Origin of the sequence: Micromonospora sp. A200 (genome assembly GCF_029893845.1) — a bacterium.
Taxonomy (GTDB): domain Bacteria; phylum Actinomycetota; class Actinomycetes; order Mycobacteriales; family Micromonosporaceae; genus Micromonospora; species Micromonospora purpureochromogenes.
In genome coordinates this window covers 43,147-60,173 of sequence record NZ_JARXXY010000008.1, presented here as the reverse complement: position 1 = coordinate 60,173, position 17,027 = coordinate 43,147, and the positions used below count along the sequence as shown (strand labels likewise).

Sequence of the window (17,027 nt, the reverse complement as noted above, 5' to 3'; positions counted from 1 at the left end):
GGCACCCGGCTGGGCGCCGGCGACTACGGTCGGCCCATGACCACCGCCGCCGCCCGCCGGCCCGCCGGCCTGGCCGCCCTGCTGCCGTACCTGCGCGCCCACCGCGGCACCCTCGCCGCGGTGGGCGCGTTGTCGTTGGCCGGCGCGGGCGCCGCGCTGGCGCAGCCGCTGCTCACCCGCCAGGTGCTCGACCAGATGGCGGCGGCCCGGCCGGTCACCGGCCTCGTCGCGGCGCTGGTGGCCCTGGTGGTGGTCGGCGCCGCCCTCGGTGGCCTGCGCGACTTCCTGCTGCAACGCACCGCCGAGGGCGTCGTGCTGGGCACCCGGCGCCGGCTCGCCGGGCACCTGCTGCGGCTGCCCATCGTCGAGTACGACCGGCGCCGCACCGGCGACCTGCTCTCCCGGGTGGGCTCGGACACCACCCTGCTGCGGGCCGTGGTCACCTCCGGGCTGTTCGAGACGGTCACCGGCGCGGTGATGGTCCTCGGCGCGGCCGGCGCGATGGCCCTGCTCGATCCGGTGCTGTTCGGGGTGACCCTGCTGGGGGTGGCCGCCGGCGTCGGTTTCGCGCTCACCGTGGCCCGCCGGGTGCGCGGGCTGTCCCGCGCCGCCCAGGAGCGCGTCGGGGAGATGACCTCCGCCGTCGAGCGGGCCATCTCCGCCGCCCGGACCATCCGCGCCGCCAGGGCCGAGCACCGCGAGGCCGAGGCCGTCGGCTCCAGCGCCGCCCAGGCGTACGCGGCGGGGCTGCGGGTGGCCCGGGTGCAGGCGGTGGTCGGCCCGGTCAGCACGGTCACCATCCAGGGCGCGTTCCTGCTGGTCCTCGGCGTGGGCGGGGCCCGGGTGGCGGCCGGGGCGATCACCGTGGGCGACCTGGTGGCCTTCGTGATGTTCCTGTTCTTCCTGGTCCTGCCGCTGGGTCAGGTGGTGCACGCCTACACCCAGCTGCAGACCGGGCTGGGCGCGTTGCAGCGGATCGAGGAGGTGCTGGCCGTACCCGCGGAGGACGCCGGGGACGGCGCGGACCTGGCGGCGGCCCCGCCCGCCGGCCGCCCGGCGGCGATCGAGTTCGACCGGGTGGGGTTCGGCTACCCGGACGGCGCCCCGGTGCTGCACGAGGTGAGCTTCACGGTGCCGGCCGGCAGCCGCACCGCCCTGGTCGGCCCCTCCGGAGCCGGCAAGTCGACCCTGCTCGCGCTCGTGGAGCGCTTCTACGAGGTCGACTCCGGGTCGCTGCGGCTCGACGGCGTCGACGTGCGCCGGCTGCCCCGCGACGCCCTGCGGGCCCGGCTCGGCTACGTCGAGCAGGAGGCCCCGGTGCTGGCCGGCACGCTGCGGCAGAACCTGCTGATCGGCGCCCCGGACGCGACCGACGCCGCGCTGCTGGCCGTCCTGGACGAGGTCAACCTCGGCCACCTCGTCGAGCGCACCGACGCCGGGTTGGACGTGCAGGTGGGGGAGGGCGGGGTGCTGCTCTCCGGCGGCGAGCGGCAGCGCCTGGCGATCGCCCGGGCGCTGCTCGCCGGCCCGCCGGTGCTGCTGCTGGACGAGCCGACCAGCAACCTCGACGCGCGCAACGAGGCGGCGCTGCGCCGGGCGATCGACGCGGTGGCCGTGCGGCGCACCCTGCTGATCGTCGCGCACCGGCTCGCCACCGTCGTCGACGCCGACCAGATCGTGGTGCTCGACGGCGGCCGGGTGGTCGCGGTCGGCACCCACGACGAATTGACCGTCACCAGTCCGCTCTACCGGGAGCTGGCCGCCCACCAGCTGCTGGTGAGCTGACCCGACCTGCCGCCCCTGACCTGCGCGGACGTGCCGCCCCTGACCTGCGCGGACGTGCCGGGACGGGGACATCCGGGACGCCCCGGACGAGCCGGGCAGCGACAGCCCGGCCGGTTCGCGTACCGTTGCCGCTCATGGGTGTGTCGCAACGGCTGAAGACCAGGTTCCGGCGGTTCCTCCAGCGCCCGGGGACGACGGTCGACCTGGCCCCGCTGGAGAAGTTGCTGCCGCAGATCGCCGCGCGCGAGGACGAGCTGTCGGCCCTCGACGACGCCGAGCTGGCCGAGGCCGCCGGCGCCGCCACGGAGTACGCGGAGATCTGCGCGATCGGCCGGGAGGCCGCCCGCCGCGGGCTGGACCAGCGGCCGTACGACGTGCAGCTGCTCGGGGCGATGGCGCTGCTGTCGGGCAAGGTCGCCGAGATGGCCACCGGTGAGGGCAAGACGCTTACCGCCACCATCGCCGCGTACGGGCACGTCCGGCTGGGCAACGGGCCGGTGCACGTGCTCACCGTCAACGACTACCTGGCCCGCCGCGACGCCGAGTGGATGGCGCCGGTCTACCGGCTGCTCGGGCTGACCGTGGGCTGGGTCAACGAGGCCTCCACCCCCGAGGAGCGGCGCGCCGCGTACGCCTGCGACGTGACCTACGTCGCGGTCAGCGAGGCCGGCTTCGACTTCCTCCGCGACCAGCTCGTCACCGACCTCGCCGACCGGGTCCAGCCGCCGCTGAAGACCGCGATCGTGGACGAGGCCGACTCGATCCTGATCGACGAGGCCCGGGTGCCGATGGTGCTCGCCGGCGCGGTCGCCGGCGAGCAGGACCCGGCGCACGCCGCCGCGGCGCTGGTGCGTGGCCTGCGCAAGGGCAGGCACTACACCGTCGCCGAGGACGGCCGCAGCGTGGCGTTCACCGCTGTCGGCCTGGCCACCGTCGAGGCGAAGCTCGGCGGCATCGACCTGTACGACACCGAGCACGTGGGGCAGCTCTCGGCGGTCAACGTGGCGCTGCACGCGCACGCCCTGCTGCACCGCGACGTCGACTACATCGTCCGGGACGGTTCGGTCGAGCTGATCGACGAGATGCGCGGCCGGGTGGCCCAGCGCCGCCGCTGGCCGGACGGCCTGCAGGCGGCGGTCGAGGCCAAGGAGGGCCTGGACGCCACGGCCGAGGGCGAGGTGCTGGGCACCGTCGCCGTGCAGGCGTACATCGCGCTCTACCCGACGGTCTGCGGGATGACCGCGACCGCCGTGCTCGTCGGCGATCAGCTGCGCGAGTTCTTCGGCCTCGAGGTGGCGGTGATCCCGCCGAACACCCCCTGCGTCCGGGAGGACGAGCCGGATCGGATCTACGCCACCCGGGCGGAGAAGGAGGAGGCGCTGATCGACGAGATCACGCGCTGCCACCAGGCCGGCCGGCCGGTGCTGGTCGGCACCCTGGACGTCAAGGAGTCCGAGGGGCTGGCCGCCGGCCTGCACGCCGCCGGGGTGCCCTGCGTCGTGCTGAACGCGAAGAACGACGACGAGGAGGCGGCGATCATCGCCGAGGCGGGCGCGTACGGCGCGGTCACCGTCTCCACCCAGATGGCCGGCCGGGGCGTGGACATCCGCCTCGGCGGCAGCGACCAGACCGACCGGGACCGGGTGGCCGAGCTGGGCGGCCTGTACGTGATCGGCAGCGGCCGGCACGACAGCCGCCGGGTCGACGACCAGCTGCGCGGCCGGGCCGGCCGGCAGGGCGACCCGGGTGGCTCGGTCTTCTTCGTCAGCCTCGAGGACGACCTGGTGGTCCGGCACGCCGGCGACATCGTGCCGGCCTCGCCGCGGATGAACGCCGACGGCCTGGTCACCGACGAGCAGGTGGACTACGCCGTGGAGCACGCCCAGCGGGTGGCCGAGGGCGTCAACCACGAGATCCACCGCAACACCTGGCGGTACAGCGTGGTGATCGAGCAGCAGCGCAAGGCGCTCGCGGAGCGCCGCGAGCGGCTGCTCACCAGCGACGTGGCCGCGCTGATGCTGCTCGACCGGGTGCCGGACAAGGCCGGCGAGATGGACGAGGACCTGCTCGCCCGGGTGGCCCGGTCGATCGCCCTCTATCACCTCGACCGGCTCTGGGCCGAGCACCTGGCCGAACTCTCCGAGGTCCGCGAGGGCGTGCACCTGCGGGCGCTGGGCCGCCTCGACCCGCTGGACGAGTTCCACCGGGCGGCGGTGCCGGCGTTCAACGACCTCGTCCCCGAGATCGAGACCCGCACCATCGCCACCTTCACCGAGACCGAGTTCGACGCCGACTGGGAGCCGGACGCCGCCAAGCTGGTGCGGCCGACCGCCACCTGGACGTACCTGGTCCACGACAACCCGTTCGGCTCGGAGCTGGACCGGCTGATCGCCTCGGTCGGCCGGCGGCTCTCCGCCGCGCGCTGACGTCACCGGGGTCTCTTCCGGCGCGGATCCGCGCCGGAAGGGACCCCTTTACGCGGTTTCGATCCTGGTTTGCGAGGGTAGAAGCCCGGGGCTCATGAGTCAGGGGAGATCACACGATGGGACAGGCAATGGGGCCGGTCGACGGGATCGGTCGGCGCGCGGGGGCCGTGCGCCGGTGAACCTGGACATGCGGGAGCCGACGATCGACAGCCTCGGCGTGCTGGAGACCGCCGGCCTGCTGCGCGAGCTGACCGCCGGCCTGATCGCGGCCGACGACTTCGACGAGGCGCTGGCCCGGCTGGTGCGGATCGCCCGGGACGCCGTACCGGACGTGACCTGGTGCGGCTTCACGGCGCTGCGCGCCGGGGAGCCCGCCGGGGTGGCGGCCTCCGACCCCGGCCTGGCGGAGCTGGACGACCTGCGGCACGGCCCGGAGTCGCCGGCGATGAGCGCCATCGGGCGCCGGGAGATGATCGTCGCCCAGGACCTCGCCGTCGAGGAGCGCTGGCCGGGCTGGACGGCCCGGGCGCGGGGCCTCGGGGTGCGTGGGGTGATCTCCGCGCCGGTCGACGTCGACGAGCAGGCGATCGGGGTGATCAACCTCTACACCGACTCCGCCGGCACCTTCACCACCCGGCACCAGCTCACCGCGATGCTGCTCGCCGAGCACGCCGGCCTGCTGCTGGCTGCCGTGCGTGACCGGGTCAAGCAGGCCGAGCGGGCCGGTGAGCTGGACGAATCGCTGCTGGAGGAGGGCGTCGTCGGCCAGGCGGTCGGGGTGATCATGACCCAGCGCGGGTGCCCCGCGCCGGAGGCCCTCGACGTGCTGCGCAACGCCGCGTCCTCGCTGGACATCCCGCTGCGCGAGGTCGCCGAGCGGCTGGTCGCCACGGTGTCGCGTCCCCGGGAAGGTTGAGCGCGCCGTTTCGCCGGACTGGTGCCCGGGTAGCACCCTGGTTTCGTGAGCTGACGAAATCTGGGGAGGAACCGATGGAGAGCCGGCTGCGGGTGCAGGGGCATCCGATCCAACCGATGCTGGTGACGTTCCCGTTCGGGCTCTTCGTCAGCGCGGTCCTCTTCGACCTCGCCGACGTGGCCGGCGGGCCGGCCTTCCTCGGCGAGGTGGGCTACTGGACGGCGGTCGCCGCCCTGGTCGCCGCCGCCCTGGCCGGGGTGGCCGGCATGGTCGACCTGTGGGACGTCCGGGCCGGCCGGACCCGCCGCACCATGGTCACCTTCAACCTGGTCAACGCCGGCATGGCCGCGCTGTTCCTGCTGGCCTGCCTGATCCGGGCCGACGCGCCGCAGCGCGGCGCCACCGCGGTCCTGGTGATCACCGAGCTGGTCGCCCTGGCCGTGGGCGCGGTCGGGGTCCGGCTGGGCGCCCGCCTGATGCGCCAGTTCGACGCCGGCCGCCGGGAGCCGAGCGGCTTCGAGGCCCTGGAGGGCGTGCCGGCCGCCGGCGCCACCGTGGAGATCATCCGCCCCCGCGCCTGACCCCGCCGCTCGTGCCGGACCGCCCACCGGCCCACGTCGGCGACGTGGCGGTGTCCCCGGGCCGCCCTCTCCCCGATCCGGGGTCGACGCGGCCGGCGGAAATCCGGTTGTCGGTCACCCGTCGAGCCCGGCAGGGTGGCCGGATGGCAGAGCGCCCCTTCGCCGAACTGGTCGCCGAGGCGGCGGCCGCGCCGGTGCACGGCTGGGACTTCTCCTGGCTCGACGGCCGGGCCACCGAGGAACGCCCGCTGTGGGGCTACACCCGGCTGGTGGCGGCCCGGCTGGCGGCGGTCTCCGCCGCCCTGGACGTCGACACCGGCGGGGGAGAGGTGCTGGCCGAGGCGCCGGCCCCGCCGCCGCTGCTGGTCGCCACCGAGGCCTGGCCGCCCAACGTCGTGGTCGCCCGGCGTACGCTGCGCCGGGTCGGCGCCACCGTCGTCCAGGTCGGCCCCGCGTCCGGGCTGCCGTTCCGGGACGCCTCCTTCGACCTGGTCACCAGCCGGCACCCGGTGGCCACCGATTGGACCGAGGTCGCCCGGGTGCTGCGCCCCGGCGGGGCGTACCTGTCCCAGCAGATCGGCCCGGGCACGATGCGGGAGTTGAGCGAGGCGATCCTCGGCCCGCTGCCGCGCCCGACCAGCCGGCAGCCGGAGCGGGCCGTGTCCGCCGCCCGGGCCGCGGGCCTGTCCGTGGTCCGCCTCGAAGAGGCCACCCTGCGGGCGGTCTTCCACGACGTCGGCGCGGTGGTCTGGTTCCTGCGCAAGGTCGTCTGGACGGCGCCGGGCTTCGACGTGGACCGGCACCGGCCGCAGCTCGCCGCGCTGGACCGGCGGATCCGCGCGGAGGGGGCCTTCGTCGCCCACGCCCGCCGGTTCCTGATCGAGGCGGTCCGGCCGGCCTGAGCGGCGTCAGTGGGCGCGGGCGTGGTGGGCGGCGAGCACGTCGGCGCCGAAGTCGCCGGCCGGGCGGCGCAGCACGGTGTGCGCGTGGTTGCCGTCCTCGGTGGTGTTGTCGTACTCGATCAACAGGTCGTCGCCCTGCACCCGGTAGTAGTGCCGCCCACCCGGTCGGGTCGACCCGGCCCAGGCGAAGTGCAGCTCGCCGCCGGCGAGTCGGTCCGCCTCGCGGACCGCCAGTTCGGCGGGGAGCCGGTCCAGGTAGAGCGCCACCAGCTGGTCGAGCAGAGCGCGGCCGGTGACGCCGAGCCGGTCGCCGGGCACGCCCAGCGGGGTGAGCGGCCCGTCGACCGACGGTCGGGTGGCGCTCACGATGTCCGCCGGGACCTCGTCGGCGATGATCGCGGCGGACCGCCCGGCCGGCCCGATCGCCTCCAGCAGCTCCCGGCCGAGGTCCTCCTCGATGCCGAGCGGGCGGGAGACGGGCCGCCCGGCGTGCCGGACGGTGGCCGGGTTGGCGCCGAGGAAGAGCGGGGCGGGGGAGACCTCGTCGTCGACCACCGTCATGCTCACCGACAGGTGGTGCCCCTCGAACCGCCACGCCCAGCGGTCGTCGCGGGTCGGGTCGCCGTAGAGCGCCACCCAGTAGTCGCCGCTGTGCCGGCCGCGTCGCCACTCCTCGGCCCGGTCCAGCACCTCCTCCAGCGCCACCACGGTCATCGCCTGGGCGTACGCCGGTGGGCTCAGCGCGGTGGCCAGCAGCCGGTGCGCCGCCTTGCGTGCGGCGCGGTCCAGGTCGGCCAGGCACACCCCGGGGCGGGGCCGGGGCCGGTACTCCAACCACCGCCGGCCCTCGTCGTCGAAGGCGTGCCCGGCGGCGGCACGGGCCGGCTCGTCGAGCGTGGCCAGCAGCGCGCCGGCCGCCGTGCGCATCCGCTCCGGTACGGGATCGTCCATGGTGTCGCCTCAGCGGGAGTTGAGCGGGGTGTCGCCCTTGTCGTCGGTCACCGGTCCAGGCTAGTCGGCCGCCGCGTTCGGCGGACTGGTAGCTTGCCAGCCCACGACGGGAGGGTCATGGACGACGTGTACGTCGGCAACGCGGGTGTGGACGGTGCCAGCAATGCCGGTTGGCTGCTCGGGCACTTCATGCCCGCCGGCGACCCCCGGCACAGTGCCGAGGTCGAGGTGAAGTGGGGCGTGCACCCGCCGGGGGAGGCCCGCTCGCGGTGGGCCGTTCAGGAGCGGCGGATCGCGCTGCTGGTCCTGGTCAGCGGCCGGTTCCGGGTGGAGTTCCCGGACCGGACGGTGGTGCTGGGCACGCCGGGCGACTACGTGATGTGGGGCCGCGGGGTGGATCACTGCTGGTACGCCGAGCAGGCGTCGGTGGTGCTGACCGTGCGCTGGCCCTCGGTGCCGGGCTACCGGTTGGACCCGCCGGTCTCGCGCTGATCCCCGGCATTCCGGTCGCCGTCCCAGCATCCGGTATTACCTACTAAACCTATAGGCTTTGACTCCTATAGTGGTGGCCGGACGCATCACCCCCGGGAGACCGCCATGACCGACCCGCACACCGACCTGCTCGCCGTCGCCGCCTCGTACGCCGACCCGGCCCGCTGGCCGGTGCCGCTGCGCTTCGACCCGGTCGAGCGCTGGTACGCCCGGCTCGCCGGCACCGACACGCACGAGGTCTGGGCGCTGAGCTGGCTCCCCGGCCAGGGCACCGACCTGCACGATCACGGCGGCTCCTCGGGCGCGTTCCTGGTCGTCGCCGGTGAACTCACCGAGGAGACGGTGTCGGGTGCACGGCTGCGCCCGCACCGCCTGGCCGCCGGCACCGGGCGACGGTTCGGCCCGCGGCACGTGCACGTGGTGACCAACCGCGCCCACCAGCCCGCGGTCAGCGTCCACGTCTACCGGCCCGCGCTGCGCCGGATGACCCGCTACCGGCTCGACGCCGGCCGGCTGCGGGTCGCCGACGTGGCCGAGGCCGGCGTCGCCTGGTGACCCCCACCGCCCCACACCCACCCGCCGGCTCGTTCCTGGAAGGACCGCGAGGATGTCGCAGCAGCACCACCACCCGAGTACCGACAGCCCGCCGCTGCCACCACCGGGATCCCGGGGCATCGACGAGATCCTCGCCGCCGCCCGCGCCCGGCTGCGCCGGCTCGACCCCGAGGCGGCGCACCTGGCGTACCGTGCCGGGGCCCTGCTGGTCGACATCCGGCCGGCCGCCCAGCGGGCCGCGCACGGCACCGTGCCTGGCGCGCTGGCCATCGAGCGCAACGTGCTGGAGTGGCGGCTCGACCCGCGCTGCCCGGCCCGGCTGCCCCAGGCGGTCGGCTACCACCTGCCGGTCGTCGTGATCTGTCAGGAGGGCTACACGTCCTCGCTGGCCGCTGCCGCGTTGCAGGACCTCGGCCTGCACCGGGCCACCGACGTGGTCGGCGGCTTCGTCGCCTGGCGCATCGCCGGCCTGCCCGCGCTCGGCCCCACCCCGCCGGCCGGCTCCCCGGCCACCGCGCCCCCGGTGACCGCCGGCCGGGCGCCGCGCTGACCGCCACGCTCCACCGGGCGTGGCGGACGACCCGTCATCTCAGGAGGCACCGATGTCCGTCGTCGCCATCACCTCGCGCCCGCATCCGCCGGGCCGCTCCGACCGGCCCGGTCCGCCCCGGCCCCGGCCCGCCCCGACGCTTACCATCACCCTCGACCTGGCCGCCACGCCGCTGACGCCCCGGCTGGCCCGCCTGGTCGACCTGCTCGGCGAGCTGGCCGAGGCGGGGGAGGGCGTGGTCCGGCTGGCCGAACCGGTGCCGGTGCGGGCGGTCACGGCCGTGCCCGCGCCGGCCCCCGCCGACGAGCACCCCGACACGCTGCGGATCCTGGCCGGCTCCCGGGTGGTCCGGCAGGGCGACCGGGAGATCCCGCTCACCCGGATCGAGTTCGACCTGCTGCTCTTCCTCGCCGAGCACCCGCACCGGGTCTTCACCCGGCTCCAGCTGCTCGGCAGCGTCTGGGGCTACGAGCACGCCGTGGCCCGGACCGTGGACGTGCACGTGCGCCGGCTGCGGGCCAAGCTCGGCGCGGACACCCCGCTGGTGACCACCGTGTACGGCGTCGGCTACCGGCTGGCCGACGAGGCCCGGGTCCGGGTCGACCGGTTCCGCTGACCGGGCGCCGGCGCGACGCGCCCGGGGGACCGTCCGCCGTGGTGCGTCGGACCGGACCGGCCAATGTGAAGCGGAGCGGGTACCCCCCGTATCCGACCGCCCCGGCGACTCTGCTGTAATCATCTGGCTCGTACGCAGAGCGAGGGTTCGGCTGCGATGTGTTCGCCAATTGTCACATTCATGCAACGCGGCCGCCCCTTGACCCTCGCTCAGGGGCCGGGAAGCATCGATGAAGCGGCGTCCCGGGCCGTGGGTTTACCCGGACCAGCCAAGGAGGACCATGTCGGTCAGCCCCGCCTCGTCGCGCGCCGGATGGCATACGTCCCAACCTGCGGTTCCCGGTCGTCCCCCCGGCGGCCAGCGCCGCCCGGCGAACACGGCCGCACCCGTGCTCACCGTGACCCTGTCCATCCCGTTGGCGTGTGAGGAGTCGTTGACCCCGCCGGCCCGGCGGCTGCTGGAGGCCGCCCGCGAGATGTTGGAACGCGGCGAGGGCACCATCACCACCAACGGCGTCCCCGCCGAGCGGCGGCCCGAGCCGCTGCCCGGCGGCCGGTCCCCGGGCCGGTCGCTCGCGCCGACCATCCCGGCGCTGCACATCCTGGCCTCCTCCCGGTCCGTGCTGCGCGACGGCGAGCCACTGCCGCTGACCCGGCTGGAGTTCGACCTGCTGCTGCATCTGGTGGCCCACCCACGCCGGGTCTTCACCCGGTTGCAGCTGCTCAACGCGGTCTGGGGCTACGAGCACGCCGGGGTTCGCACCGTCGACGTGCACGTGCGCCGGCTGCGCGGCAAGGTCGGCGTGGACGTCCCCCTGGTGACCACCGTCTACGGGGTCGGCTACCGGCTGGCCGACGACGCCCGGGTCACCATCGACCGCACCGGCTGACCGACCGGGCGCCATCGATCGCACCGGCCGACCGACCGGGCGCCATCGACCGCACCGGCCGACCCGGCCGGGTGACCATCGACCGCGCCGGCCGACCGGCCGGGGCACCATGGTCGGATGCGCGTCCGACCCATCTCGCCCGAGCGGCTCGTCGTCGAGCTGACCGAGCGGCTCCTCGCCGCCGCCACCGAGCCGGGCCTCCCGGCCGTGACCGGTGCGGGTCCCGACGCTCCGGCCGACCGGTCCGGCCGACTGCGGGTCGCCGTCGACGGTCCGCCGGCCGCCGCGCCGCAGCGCCTCGCCGAGGCGCTGGTCGACCCGCTGCGCGCGCTCGGCCGCCCGGTGCTGCACGTGCGCGCCGAGGACTTCCTGCGGCCCGCCTCGATCCGCTTCGAGCAGGGCCGGACCAACCCGGACGCGTACTACGAGAGCTGGACCGACGAGGCCGGGCTGCGCCGCGAGGTGCTCGACCCCGCCGGTCCGGGCGGCTCCGGGCGGGTGCTGCCCTCCCTCTGGGACCCGGCGACCGACCGGGCCAGCCGGGCCGCGTACGTCCCGCTGCCGCCCGGCGCGGTGCTGCTGGTCAGCGGGGCGCTGCTGCTCGGCGGCGGGCTGCCCTTCGACGTCGCGGTGCACCTGGCGCTCTCGCCGGCCGCCCTGGCCCGGCGCACCGACCCGGAGCTGCGCTGGACTTTGCCCGCCTTCGCCCGGTACGCCGACGAGGTCGACCCGGCCTCCTTCGCCGACGTGGTGGTCCGGGCCGACGACCCGCGGCACCCGGCCCTCGTCGAGTCGGACGAACCGGTCGACTAAGACCGGAAAAACTCGTCGGTTTGATCCACTGCGGAGGTGGGTATTCGCCCGGCTCACAGAGCACGGGTGGTCTCCCGTGCGGACCGTATCCGGGCGACCGGCCCGGCCGGGCCGGAGCCCCACGAAAGGCAGGCAGCGATGCTCGTCCACGACACCGTCGGTACGGGCCGATCCCAGGCGGAGATCGACCAGATCCGACTCTCCCTGCAGGCCCGCTACGACGAGCTGTCCGCGGAGTACGAGCAGGCCGTCACGCAGAGCCAGGTGCTGCGGCTGGTGGAGGTCGGCGACACCGCCGGCGACGACCAGGCCGACAGCGGCACCAAGACCGCCGAACGGGACACCGCGCAGTCGTTGCTGCGCACGATCCTCGATCGTCGCGCCCAGTTCGAGCACGCGCTGACCCGACTGGACGAGGGCACCTACGGCTTCTGCGAGGGCTGCTCGGCGCCGATCCCGGTCGAGCGCCTGGAGATCTTCCCGTCGGCCACCTCCTGTGTGGCCTGCAAGCAGACGCGGGAGCGACGGGCCGCCTGAGCGGCGGGCGTCGCGGTTGCCGGTCAGGTCCGGGCGCGGTGGACTCCTTCCATGGGTGACATCAAGGTGGGCACCGCGTCCTGGACCGACCGGACACTGTTGGAGTCGGGGTGGTATCCGCAGACCGCGGACACCCCGGAGAAGCGCCTGGCGTACTACGCCCGGCGCTTTCCGCTGGTCGAGGTGGACGCCACCTACTACTCGCCGCCGGCCGAGCGGACCGCCCAGCTGTGGGCCGAGCGCACCCCGGCGGGGTTCACCTTCAACGTCAAGGCGTTCAGCCTGCTGACCGGGCACCCGACGAAGGTGTCCGCGCTCTACAAGGACCTGCGCCCGGAGACGGAGAAGAAGAACCTCTACCCGGACGACCTGCCCGCGCAGGCGTACGAGGAGGTCTGGACGCGGTTCCTGTCCGCGCTGGACCCGCTGGTGGCGGCCGGCAAGCTCGGCGCGGTGCTGTTCCAGTTCCCGCCCTGGTTCACCATCAAGCGGGAGAACAAGGAGTACCTGCTGGAGGTGGAGCGGCGCTGCCGCCCGCTGCGGCCGGTCTTCGAGTTCCGGCACGCCTCCTGGTTCGACGGCGCCAACGCCGACGAGACCGTGGCCTTCCTGCGCAAGCACCGGCTGCCGTACGTCTGCGTGGACATGCCGCAGGGCCACCGCTCCTCGGTACCGCCGGTGCTGGAGGCCACCGCGGACCTCGCGGTGGTGCGGTTCCACGGGCACAGCGACAAGTGGACCAGCAAGGACATCCACGAGAAGTTCGGCTACCACTACTCCGACCGGGAGTTGCGGGACTGGGCGCCGAAACTGCGCGAACTGGCCGACTCGGCCGGGCAGACCCACGTACTGATGAACAATTGTTACCGCGATTTTGCCCAGACCAACGCGGCGACCCTGGCCGGCCTGCTCGCCGCGGGCCGCTGAGCCGGTCGCCGGAGTTCACCCGGTCGGGGTGACGCCGGCTCACCCGATCGCCGCGCAGCATGGATGGTGTCTGCGGTCCGTCGACCGAGGGGACCGCGAGGGCGACAGCGACGGAGGTGGCCCATGGCGGTTCGGGTCGTGACGGACAGGCGACGCGGCGGTGTGCTGCACGTGGTCGGGACGACCGACGGCACCACCCGGCGCGGCGAGCGGCCCGGTCGGATCAGACCGACCCGGCTGTGGCGGGGGCCGAGCGGCCCGCCGCGACGCGACGACGACCGACGGTGGGAAAGCGACGCACGGGGGTGGACAGATGGCTGAGCAGCTGCAAGCGGCGTTCGAGTCCTCTTTGGAGAAGACGAACATCATCCTCAAGGACATCGAACAGGCGTACGGTTGGCCGAAGTCGCAACGCAACCAGTCCTACTGCGCGCTGCGCACGGTGCTGCACCTGCTGCGCGACCGGATGCCGGTGCAGGAGAGCGTAGAGTTCTCCGCGCAGTTGCCGGTGCTGGTGCGCGGGATCTACTTCGACGGCTGGAAGCCGATGGACGTGCCGGTCAAGCTGAATCGGGACGACTTCCTTTTCGAGGTCCGGCGGCACTTTCCGTACGACGTCGAGGGCGGCACGGAGCGCGTGGTGCAGGTGGTGCTGGACGCCCTGAGCCGGCACGTGACCCCGGGCCAGTGGGATGACGTGAAGGACAACATGCCGCGCGACATGCAACAGATGATGCCGTGACGGGATGACCCGCGGCCCGTCCTGCCAGTGCGGTGGGGCGGGTCGCCTCACGCCGTACGGCTGACCGCCCGCCCCGCTCGGCGGGCCAGCCCGGCGAAGGCCACGGCGTCGACCACGGCCGCGCCGCCGGGGTCGTTGTTGAAGTAGACGTACGCCGGCTCGGCGTCGTCGAAGACCTCGGCGAGGCGGCGTACCCAGGAGGCGAGCGCGGCCCGGCCGTAGCGCGGCCACGGCTGGGCGCGGCCCTCGTGCAGCCGCAGGTAGCCGAAGTCCGTGGTGCGCCACAGCGGGGTCACCGGCCGGCCCCGCCGGTCCGCCCAGACCAGCGCGGCCCGCCGGCGTTCCAGCACCTGCCGCACCGGCGCCGTCCACCAGGAGGGGTGCCGGGGTTCCACGGCCACCCGCACCTCGGTCGGGAAGAGGCGCAGGGTGGCGTCCAGCGCCTCCGGATCGGCGGGCAGGTTCGGCGGGAGCTGCACCAGCACCGGTCCGAGCCGGTCGCCGAGCGCGGTGGCCCGGCCCAGGAACCGGGCGACCGGCTCGGCCGGGTCGCGCAGCCGTTTGATGTGGGTCAGGTAGCGGCTCATCTTGACCGCCACGCAGAAGTCCTCCGGGGTACGCGCCCGCCAGGCGGCGAAGGTGTCCCGCTCGGGCAGCCGGTAGAAGGCGTTGTTGACCTCGACGGTGGCGAACCGGGTGGTGAAGTGCTCCAGCCAGAGCCGCTGGGGCAGCTTCGGCGGGTAGAAGCGCTCCCGCCAGTCGCGGTACTGCCATCCCGAGGTGCCGACCAGGATCATCGCTTCCGCCTAGTGCAGGCCCAGCGGGAAGACCTCGAACGCGGCGCCGTAGCGGACTCCGAGCCGGGTGCCGACCGGGCGGCTGATGCTCTCCAGGAACTCCGCCGGGTCGAACCCGCCGTCCCCGAGGCCCCGCAGGTAGGCGTCGTGCGCGCGCAGCGAGGCCAGCCCGGCGTCGAAGGTGGCGGTGACGTCCACCCCGTGCCGGGACAGCGGCGAGGCGGCGGCCCACACCTCCCGGACCCGGTTCCACGGCGCCACGCCGCCGGTCAGCTGCTCCGGGAAGATCCACCGGTTGCCGGCGTCGCGGGCCGCGTCGAGCACGGCCCGCCCGGTCGCGATGTGGTCGGCCTGGTTGAGCGCGTACGCCCCGTCCCAGGTGTCGCGGAAGTTGTTGGTGATCACCACGTCCGGGCGGTGCCGCCGGATCACCTCGGCGATCGCCCGGCGCAGCGGCACGCCGTACTCCAGCAGCCCGTCCGGCTGGCCGAGGAACTCCACCGTGGTCACCCCGACCACGGCGGCCGAGGCGCGCTGTTCCTCCTCGCGGACCACCCGGGCCCGCTGCGGGGTCGTCCCGTCGATGCCGGCCTCGCCGCTGGTGACCAGGCAGTAGCCGACCTCCTTGCCCTGCCCGGTCCACCGGGCGACGGCGGCGGCGGCGCCGAACTCCAGGTCGTCGGGGTGGGCCACCACGGCCAGGGCGCGCTGCCAGTCCTCGGCCAGCGGCGTCAGCGGTGCGGGCTGCGGCTGCCCCATGGTGACCTCCCTGCCGGACGGGCCGTCCCTCCATCCTGGCACCGCCGTCGTCGCCGCGCCCGGTTCGCGGCGCGCCGGTGAGCCCCGGCGGGGCCGGGCGAACTGTCCCGCTCGCCGGGTCCCGCCGTCTACGGTGTGGTTAGAGAAGATCGCGCGTGGGGTACCACCCGCTGCACGACGGACCCCGCCCGTGGCGGGGCGGCACACCCGAGGGAGCACCCATGGCACTCAACGACGACGACATGCAGACCACCAGCGGCGGCGGCCTCGAGGGCCCGGCCGACGGTGGCGCGACTCCGGGTCAGCAGGACGGCGGCGCCGACGGCGGCGCGGACCGTGGTGCGGAGCGCGGCGCCGACCAGGGCGCCGACCGGGGTGCCGAGGGTCCGGCCGACGGTGGCGCCACCCCCGGCAAGCAGGACGGCGGTGCCGACGGTGGTGCCGAGGGTCCGGCCGACGGCGGCGCGACCCCGGGCCAGCAGGACGGCGGCGCCGACGGCGGCGCGCGCTGAGGACGTCATGACGATCGTCGACCCGCCGGGCGGTCACGGCCGCCCGGCGGTTCCGTCCGCCGCCGAGGCCCTGGCGCGCTGCGTCAGCGTGGAGCCGGCGAAGTTCGCCGCCGCCCACTGGGGACGGGCCCCGCTGCTCTCCCGCGCCGACGAGCTGCCCAACCCCGACGGCTTCACCGACCTGCTCAGCCCCGCCGACGCCGACGAGTTGCTCAGCCGCCGGGGTCTGCGTACCCCGTTCCTGCGGGTGGCCAAGGACGGCCAGCTGGTGCCGGCGGCGCGCTACACCGGCGGCGGCGGTGCCGGCGCCGAGATCACCGACCAGATCCTCGACGAGAAGGTGCTGGAGCTGTACGCCTCCGGCGCCACGCTGGTGCTCCAGGGACTGCACCGCACCTGGCCCGCCCTGGTCGACTTCGCCCGCGACCTCGGCGCCGCGCTGTCCCAGCCGTTGCAGGTCAACGCCTACCTGACCCCGGCCGGCAGCCAGGGCTTCGCCACCCACTACGACACCCACGACGTCTTCGTGCTCCAGGTCGACGGTCGCAAGCACTGGCGCATCCACCCGCCGGTGCTCCCCGACCCGCTGGAGCAGCAGCCCTGGGGCGGGCGGGCCGACGAGGTCGCCGCCACCGCCGACGGGCCCGCCGCGCTGGACGTGGTGCTCGCCCCCGGCGACGCGCTCTACCTGCCGCGTGGCTGGCTGCACAGCGCGCAGGCGCAGGAGTCCAGCTCGCTGCACCTGACCGTCGGCATCCGTGCGCTGACCCGGTACGCCATGGTGGAGGAACTGCTCACCCTGGCCGCCGAGGACCCCCGGCTGCGGGCCGGGTTGCCCTTCGGCACCGACGTTGCCGACCCCGACGCCGTCGAGCCCGAGCTGACCGAGACCGTGGAGGCGCTGCGGGACTGGCTGCTGCGCGTCGACCCGGCGGCGGTCGCCGCCCGGCTGCGGCAGCGCGCCTGGCCCGCCGCCCGGCCGGCCCCGATCCGGCCCCTCGCCCAGGCCGCCGCGCTCGCCGCGCTTGTCGCCGACAGTCGGATCGCCCCGCGGGCCGGGTTGCGCTGGCAGCTCACCGCCACCGACGACCACCGGGTGGCGCTGCGGCTGCCCGACCGGACCATCACCCTGCCCGGCACCTGCGAGCCGGCGGTGCGCACCCTGCTCACCGGCACGGTCACCCGGGTGGGGGACCTGCCCGGCCTGGACGACGACGCCGACCGGCTGGTGCTGGCCCGCCGGCTGCTGCGCGAGGCCGTCGCGGTCCCCGCCTGAC

Annotated in this window: 19 protein-coding genes; 16 read left to right on the top strand and 3 right to left on the bottom strand. The window is 74.9% G+C overall.

Annotation, left to right across the window (positions count from 1 at the left end; all coding sequences use genetic code 11):
• The first annotated feature begins 36 nt into the window (after positions 1 to 36).
• The 5 genes from M2302_RS09925 (at position 37) to M2302_RS09905 (ending at position 6,610) form a co-directional block, all read left to right on the top strand.
• Complete coding sequence (locus tag M2302_RS09925; RefSeq protein WP_280837615.1) at positions 37 to 1,785, top strand: ABC transporter ATP-binding protein; 1,749 nt, start codon at positions 37 to 39, stop codon at positions 1,783 to 1,785.
• A gap of 134 nt (positions 1,786 to 1,919) precedes the next feature.
• Positions 1,920 to 4,211: an accessory Sec system translocase SecA2 gene (gene secA2, locus M2302_RS09920; RefSeq protein WP_280837614.1), complete on the top strand. Its 2,292-nt coding sequence runs from the start codon at positions 1,920 to 1,922 to the stop codon at positions 4,209 to 4,211.
• 175 nt (positions 4,212 to 4,386) lie between these two features.
• Positions 4,387 to 5,127 (top strand): GAF and ANTAR domain-containing protein, encoded by a 741-nt coding sequence (locus M2302_RS09915; protein ID WP_280837613.1) that lies wholly within the window; start codon positions 4,387 to 4,389, stop codon positions 5,125 to 5,127.
• A gap of 74 nt (positions 5,128 to 5,201) precedes the next feature.
• The gene (locus M2302_RS09910) at positions 5,202 to 5,708 is read left to right on the top strand and encodes a DUF2231 domain-containing protein (RefSeq protein ID WP_210778332.1); all 507 of its coding nucleotides are present in this window, start codon (positions 5,202 to 5,204) and stop codon (positions 5,706 to 5,708) included.
• A gap of 143 nt (positions 5,709 to 5,851) precedes the next feature.
• Entirely contained in the window at positions 5,852 to 6,610 is a 759-nt protein-coding gene (locus M2302_RS09905; RefSeq protein ID WP_280837612.1) for a class I SAM-dependent methyltransferase, read from the top strand.
• A 6-nt stretch (positions 6,611 to 6,616) separates the two neighbouring features.
• Here the strand turns inward: M2302_RS09905 and M2302_RS09900 are convergent, their stop codons facing one another.
• On the bottom strand, positions 6,617 to 7,561 hold the full coding sequence (locus M2302_RS09900; RefSeq protein WP_280837611.1) for a DUF3500 domain-containing protein: 945 nt from the start codon (positions 7,559 to 7,561) through the stop codon (positions 6,617 to 6,619).
• Positions 7,562 to 7,678: 117 nt separating this feature from the next.
• On the opposite strand from M2302_RS09900, the gene M2302_RS09895 reads away from it, so the two are divergent.
• The 9 genes from M2302_RS09895 (at position 7,679) to M2302_RS09855 (ending at position 13,682) form a co-directional block, all read left to right on the top strand.
• Positions 7,679 to 8,053: a signal peptidase I gene (locus M2302_RS09895; RefSeq protein WP_280837610.1), complete on the top strand. Its 375-nt coding sequence runs from the start codon at positions 7,679 to 7,681 to the stop codon at positions 8,051 to 8,053.
• A 105-nt stretch (positions 8,054 to 8,158) separates the two neighbouring features.
• Positions 8,159 to 8,608 (top strand): cysteine dioxygenase family protein, encoded by a 450-nt coding sequence (locus M2302_RS09890; RefSeq protein WP_154937556.1) that lies wholly within the window; start codon positions 8,159 to 8,161, stop codon positions 8,606 to 8,608.
• A 52-nt stretch (positions 8,609 to 8,660) separates the two neighbouring features.
• Entirely contained in the window at positions 8,661 to 9,158 is a 498-nt protein-coding gene (locus tag M2302_RS09885) for a rhodanese-like domain-containing protein (protein ID WP_280837609.1), read from the top strand.
• A gap of 52 nt (positions 9,159 to 9,210) precedes the next feature.
• Positions 9,211 to 9,774 (top strand): winged helix-turn-helix domain-containing protein, encoded by a 564-nt coding sequence (locus tag M2302_RS09880; RefSeq protein ID WP_280837608.1) that lies wholly within the window; start codon positions 9,211 to 9,213, stop codon positions 9,772 to 9,774.
• Between the two features lie 280 nt (positions 9,775 to 10,054).
• On the top strand, positions 10,055 to 10,663 hold the full coding sequence (locus M2302_RS09875) for a winged helix-turn-helix domain-containing protein (protein WP_280837607.1): 609 nt from the start codon (positions 10,055 to 10,057) through the stop codon (positions 10,661 to 10,663).
• Positions 10,664 to 10,780: 117 nt separating this feature from the next.
• Positions 10,781 to 11,476 (top strand): uridine kinase, encoded by a 696-nt coding sequence (locus tag M2302_RS09870; RefSeq protein WP_280837606.1) that lies wholly within the window; start codon positions 10,781 to 10,783, stop codon positions 11,474 to 11,476.
• Positions 11,477 to 11,614: 138 nt separating this feature from the next.
• Positions 11,615 to 12,013 (top strand): TraR/DksA C4-type zinc finger protein, encoded by a 399-nt coding sequence (locus M2302_RS09865; RefSeq protein ID WP_280837605.1) that lies wholly within the window; start codon positions 11,615 to 11,617, stop codon positions 12,011 to 12,013.
• Between the two features lie 51 nt (positions 12,014 to 12,064).
• Complete coding sequence (locus M2302_RS09860; protein WP_280837604.1) at positions 12,065 to 12,940, top strand: DUF72 domain-containing protein; 876 nt, start codon at positions 12,065 to 12,067, stop codon at positions 12,938 to 12,940.
• A 313-nt stretch (positions 12,941 to 13,253) separates the two neighbouring features.
• The gene (locus M2302_RS09855; RefSeq protein WP_280837603.1) at positions 13,254 to 13,682 is read left to right on the top strand and encodes a DUF2267 domain-containing protein; all 429 of its coding nucleotides are present in this window, start codon (positions 13,254 to 13,256) and stop codon (positions 13,680 to 13,682) included.
• A 47-nt stretch (positions 13,683 to 13,729) separates the two neighbouring features.
• Here the strand turns inward: M2302_RS09855 and M2302_RS09850 are convergent, their stop codons facing one another.
• Positions 13,730 to 14,479, bottom strand: coding sequence for a DUF72 domain-containing protein (locus M2302_RS09850; protein ID WP_280837602.1), 750 nt, complete (start codon positions 14,477 to 14,479; stop codon positions 13,730 to 13,732).
• Positions 14,480 to 14,488: 9 nt separating this feature from the next.
• Positions 14,489 to 15,238 (bottom strand): PIG-L family deacetylase, encoded by a 750-nt coding sequence (locus M2302_RS09845; RefSeq protein WP_280837601.1) that lies wholly within the window; start codon positions 15,236 to 15,238, stop codon positions 14,489 to 14,491.
• Positions 15,239 to 15,459: 221 nt separating this feature from the next.
• On the opposite strand from M2302_RS09845, the gene M2302_RS09840 reads away from it, so the two are divergent.
• Positions 15,460 to 15,750, top strand: coding sequence for a hypothetical protein (locus M2302_RS09840; protein WP_280837600.1), 291 nt, complete (start codon positions 15,460 to 15,462; stop codon positions 15,748 to 15,750).
• Between the two features lie 7 nt (positions 15,751 to 15,757).
• Positions 15,758 to 17,026: a cupin domain-containing protein gene (locus tag M2302_RS09835; protein WP_280837599.1), complete on the top strand. Its 1,269-nt coding sequence runs from the start codon at positions 15,758 to 15,760 to the stop codon at positions 17,024 to 17,026.
• Position 17,027: the final 1 nt, after the last annotated feature.

Coding starts and splice junctions, on each gene's coding strand:
- secA2 (WP_280837614.1), top strand. CDS start 1,920: ATGGGTGTGTCGCAACGGCTGAAGACCAGGTTCCGGCGGTTCCTCCAG.
- M2302_RS09890 (WP_154937556.1), top strand. CDS start 8,159: ATGACCGACCCGCACACCGACCTGCTCGCCGTCGCCGCCTCGTACGCC.
- M2302_RS09925 (WP_280837615.1), top strand. CDS start 37: ATGACCACCGCCGCCGCCCGCCGGCCCGCCGGCCTGGCCGCCCTGCTG.
- M2302_RS09900 (WP_280837611.1), bottom strand. CDS start 7,561: ATGGACGATCCCGTACCGGAGCGGATGCGCACGGCGGCCGGCGCGCTG.
- M2302_RS09885 (WP_280837609.1), top strand. CDS start 8,661: ATGTCGCAGCAGCACCACCACCCGAGTACCGACAGCCCGCCGCTGCCA.
- M2302_RS09865 (WP_280837605.1), top strand. CDS start 11,615: ATGCTCGTCCACGACACCGTCGGTACGGGCCGATCCCAGGCGGAGATC.
- M2302_RS09870 (WP_280837606.1), top strand. CDS start 10,781: ATGCGCGTCCGACCCATCTCGCCCGAGCGGCTCGTCGTCGAGCTGACC.
- M2302_RS09855 (WP_280837603.1), top strand. CDS start 13,254: ATGGCTGAGCAGCTGCAAGCGGCGTTCGAGTCCTCTTTGGAGAAGACG.
- M2302_RS09835 (WP_280837599.1), top strand. CDS start 15,758: ATGACGATCGTCGACCCGCCGGGCGGTCACGGCCGCCCGGCGGTTCCG.
- M2302_RS09845 (WP_280837601.1), bottom strand. CDS start 15,238: ATGGGGCAGCCGCAGCCCGCACCGCTGACGCCGCTGGCCGAGGACTGG.
- M2302_RS09875 (WP_280837607.1), top strand. CDS start 10,055: ATGTCGGTCAGCCCCGCCTCGTCGCGCGCCGGATGGCATACGTCCCAA.
- M2302_RS09850 (WP_280837602.1), bottom strand. CDS start 14,479: ATGATCCTGGTCGGCACCTCGGGATGGCAGTACCGCGACTGGCGGGAG.
- M2302_RS09880 (WP_280837608.1), top strand. CDS start 9,211: ATGTCCGTCGTCGCCATCACCTCGCGCCCGCATCCGCCGGGCCGCTCC.
- M2302_RS09840 (WP_280837600.1), top strand. CDS start 15,460: ATGGCACTCAACGACGACGACATGCAGACCACCAGCGGCGGCGGCCTC.
- M2302_RS09860 (WP_280837604.1), top strand. CDS start 12,065: ATGGGTGACATCAAGGTGGGCACCGCGTCCTGGACCGACCGGACACTG.
- M2302_RS09905 (WP_280837612.1), top strand. CDS start 5,852: ATGGCAGAGCGCCCCTTCGCCGAACTGGTCGCCGAGGCGGCGGCCGCG.
- M2302_RS09895 (WP_280837610.1), top strand. CDS start 7,679: ATGGACGACGTGTACGTCGGCAACGCGGGTGTGGACGGTGCCAGCAAT.
- M2302_RS09910 (WP_210778332.1), top strand. CDS start 5,202: ATGGAGAGCCGGCTGCGGGTGCAGGGGCATCCGATCCAACCGATGCTG.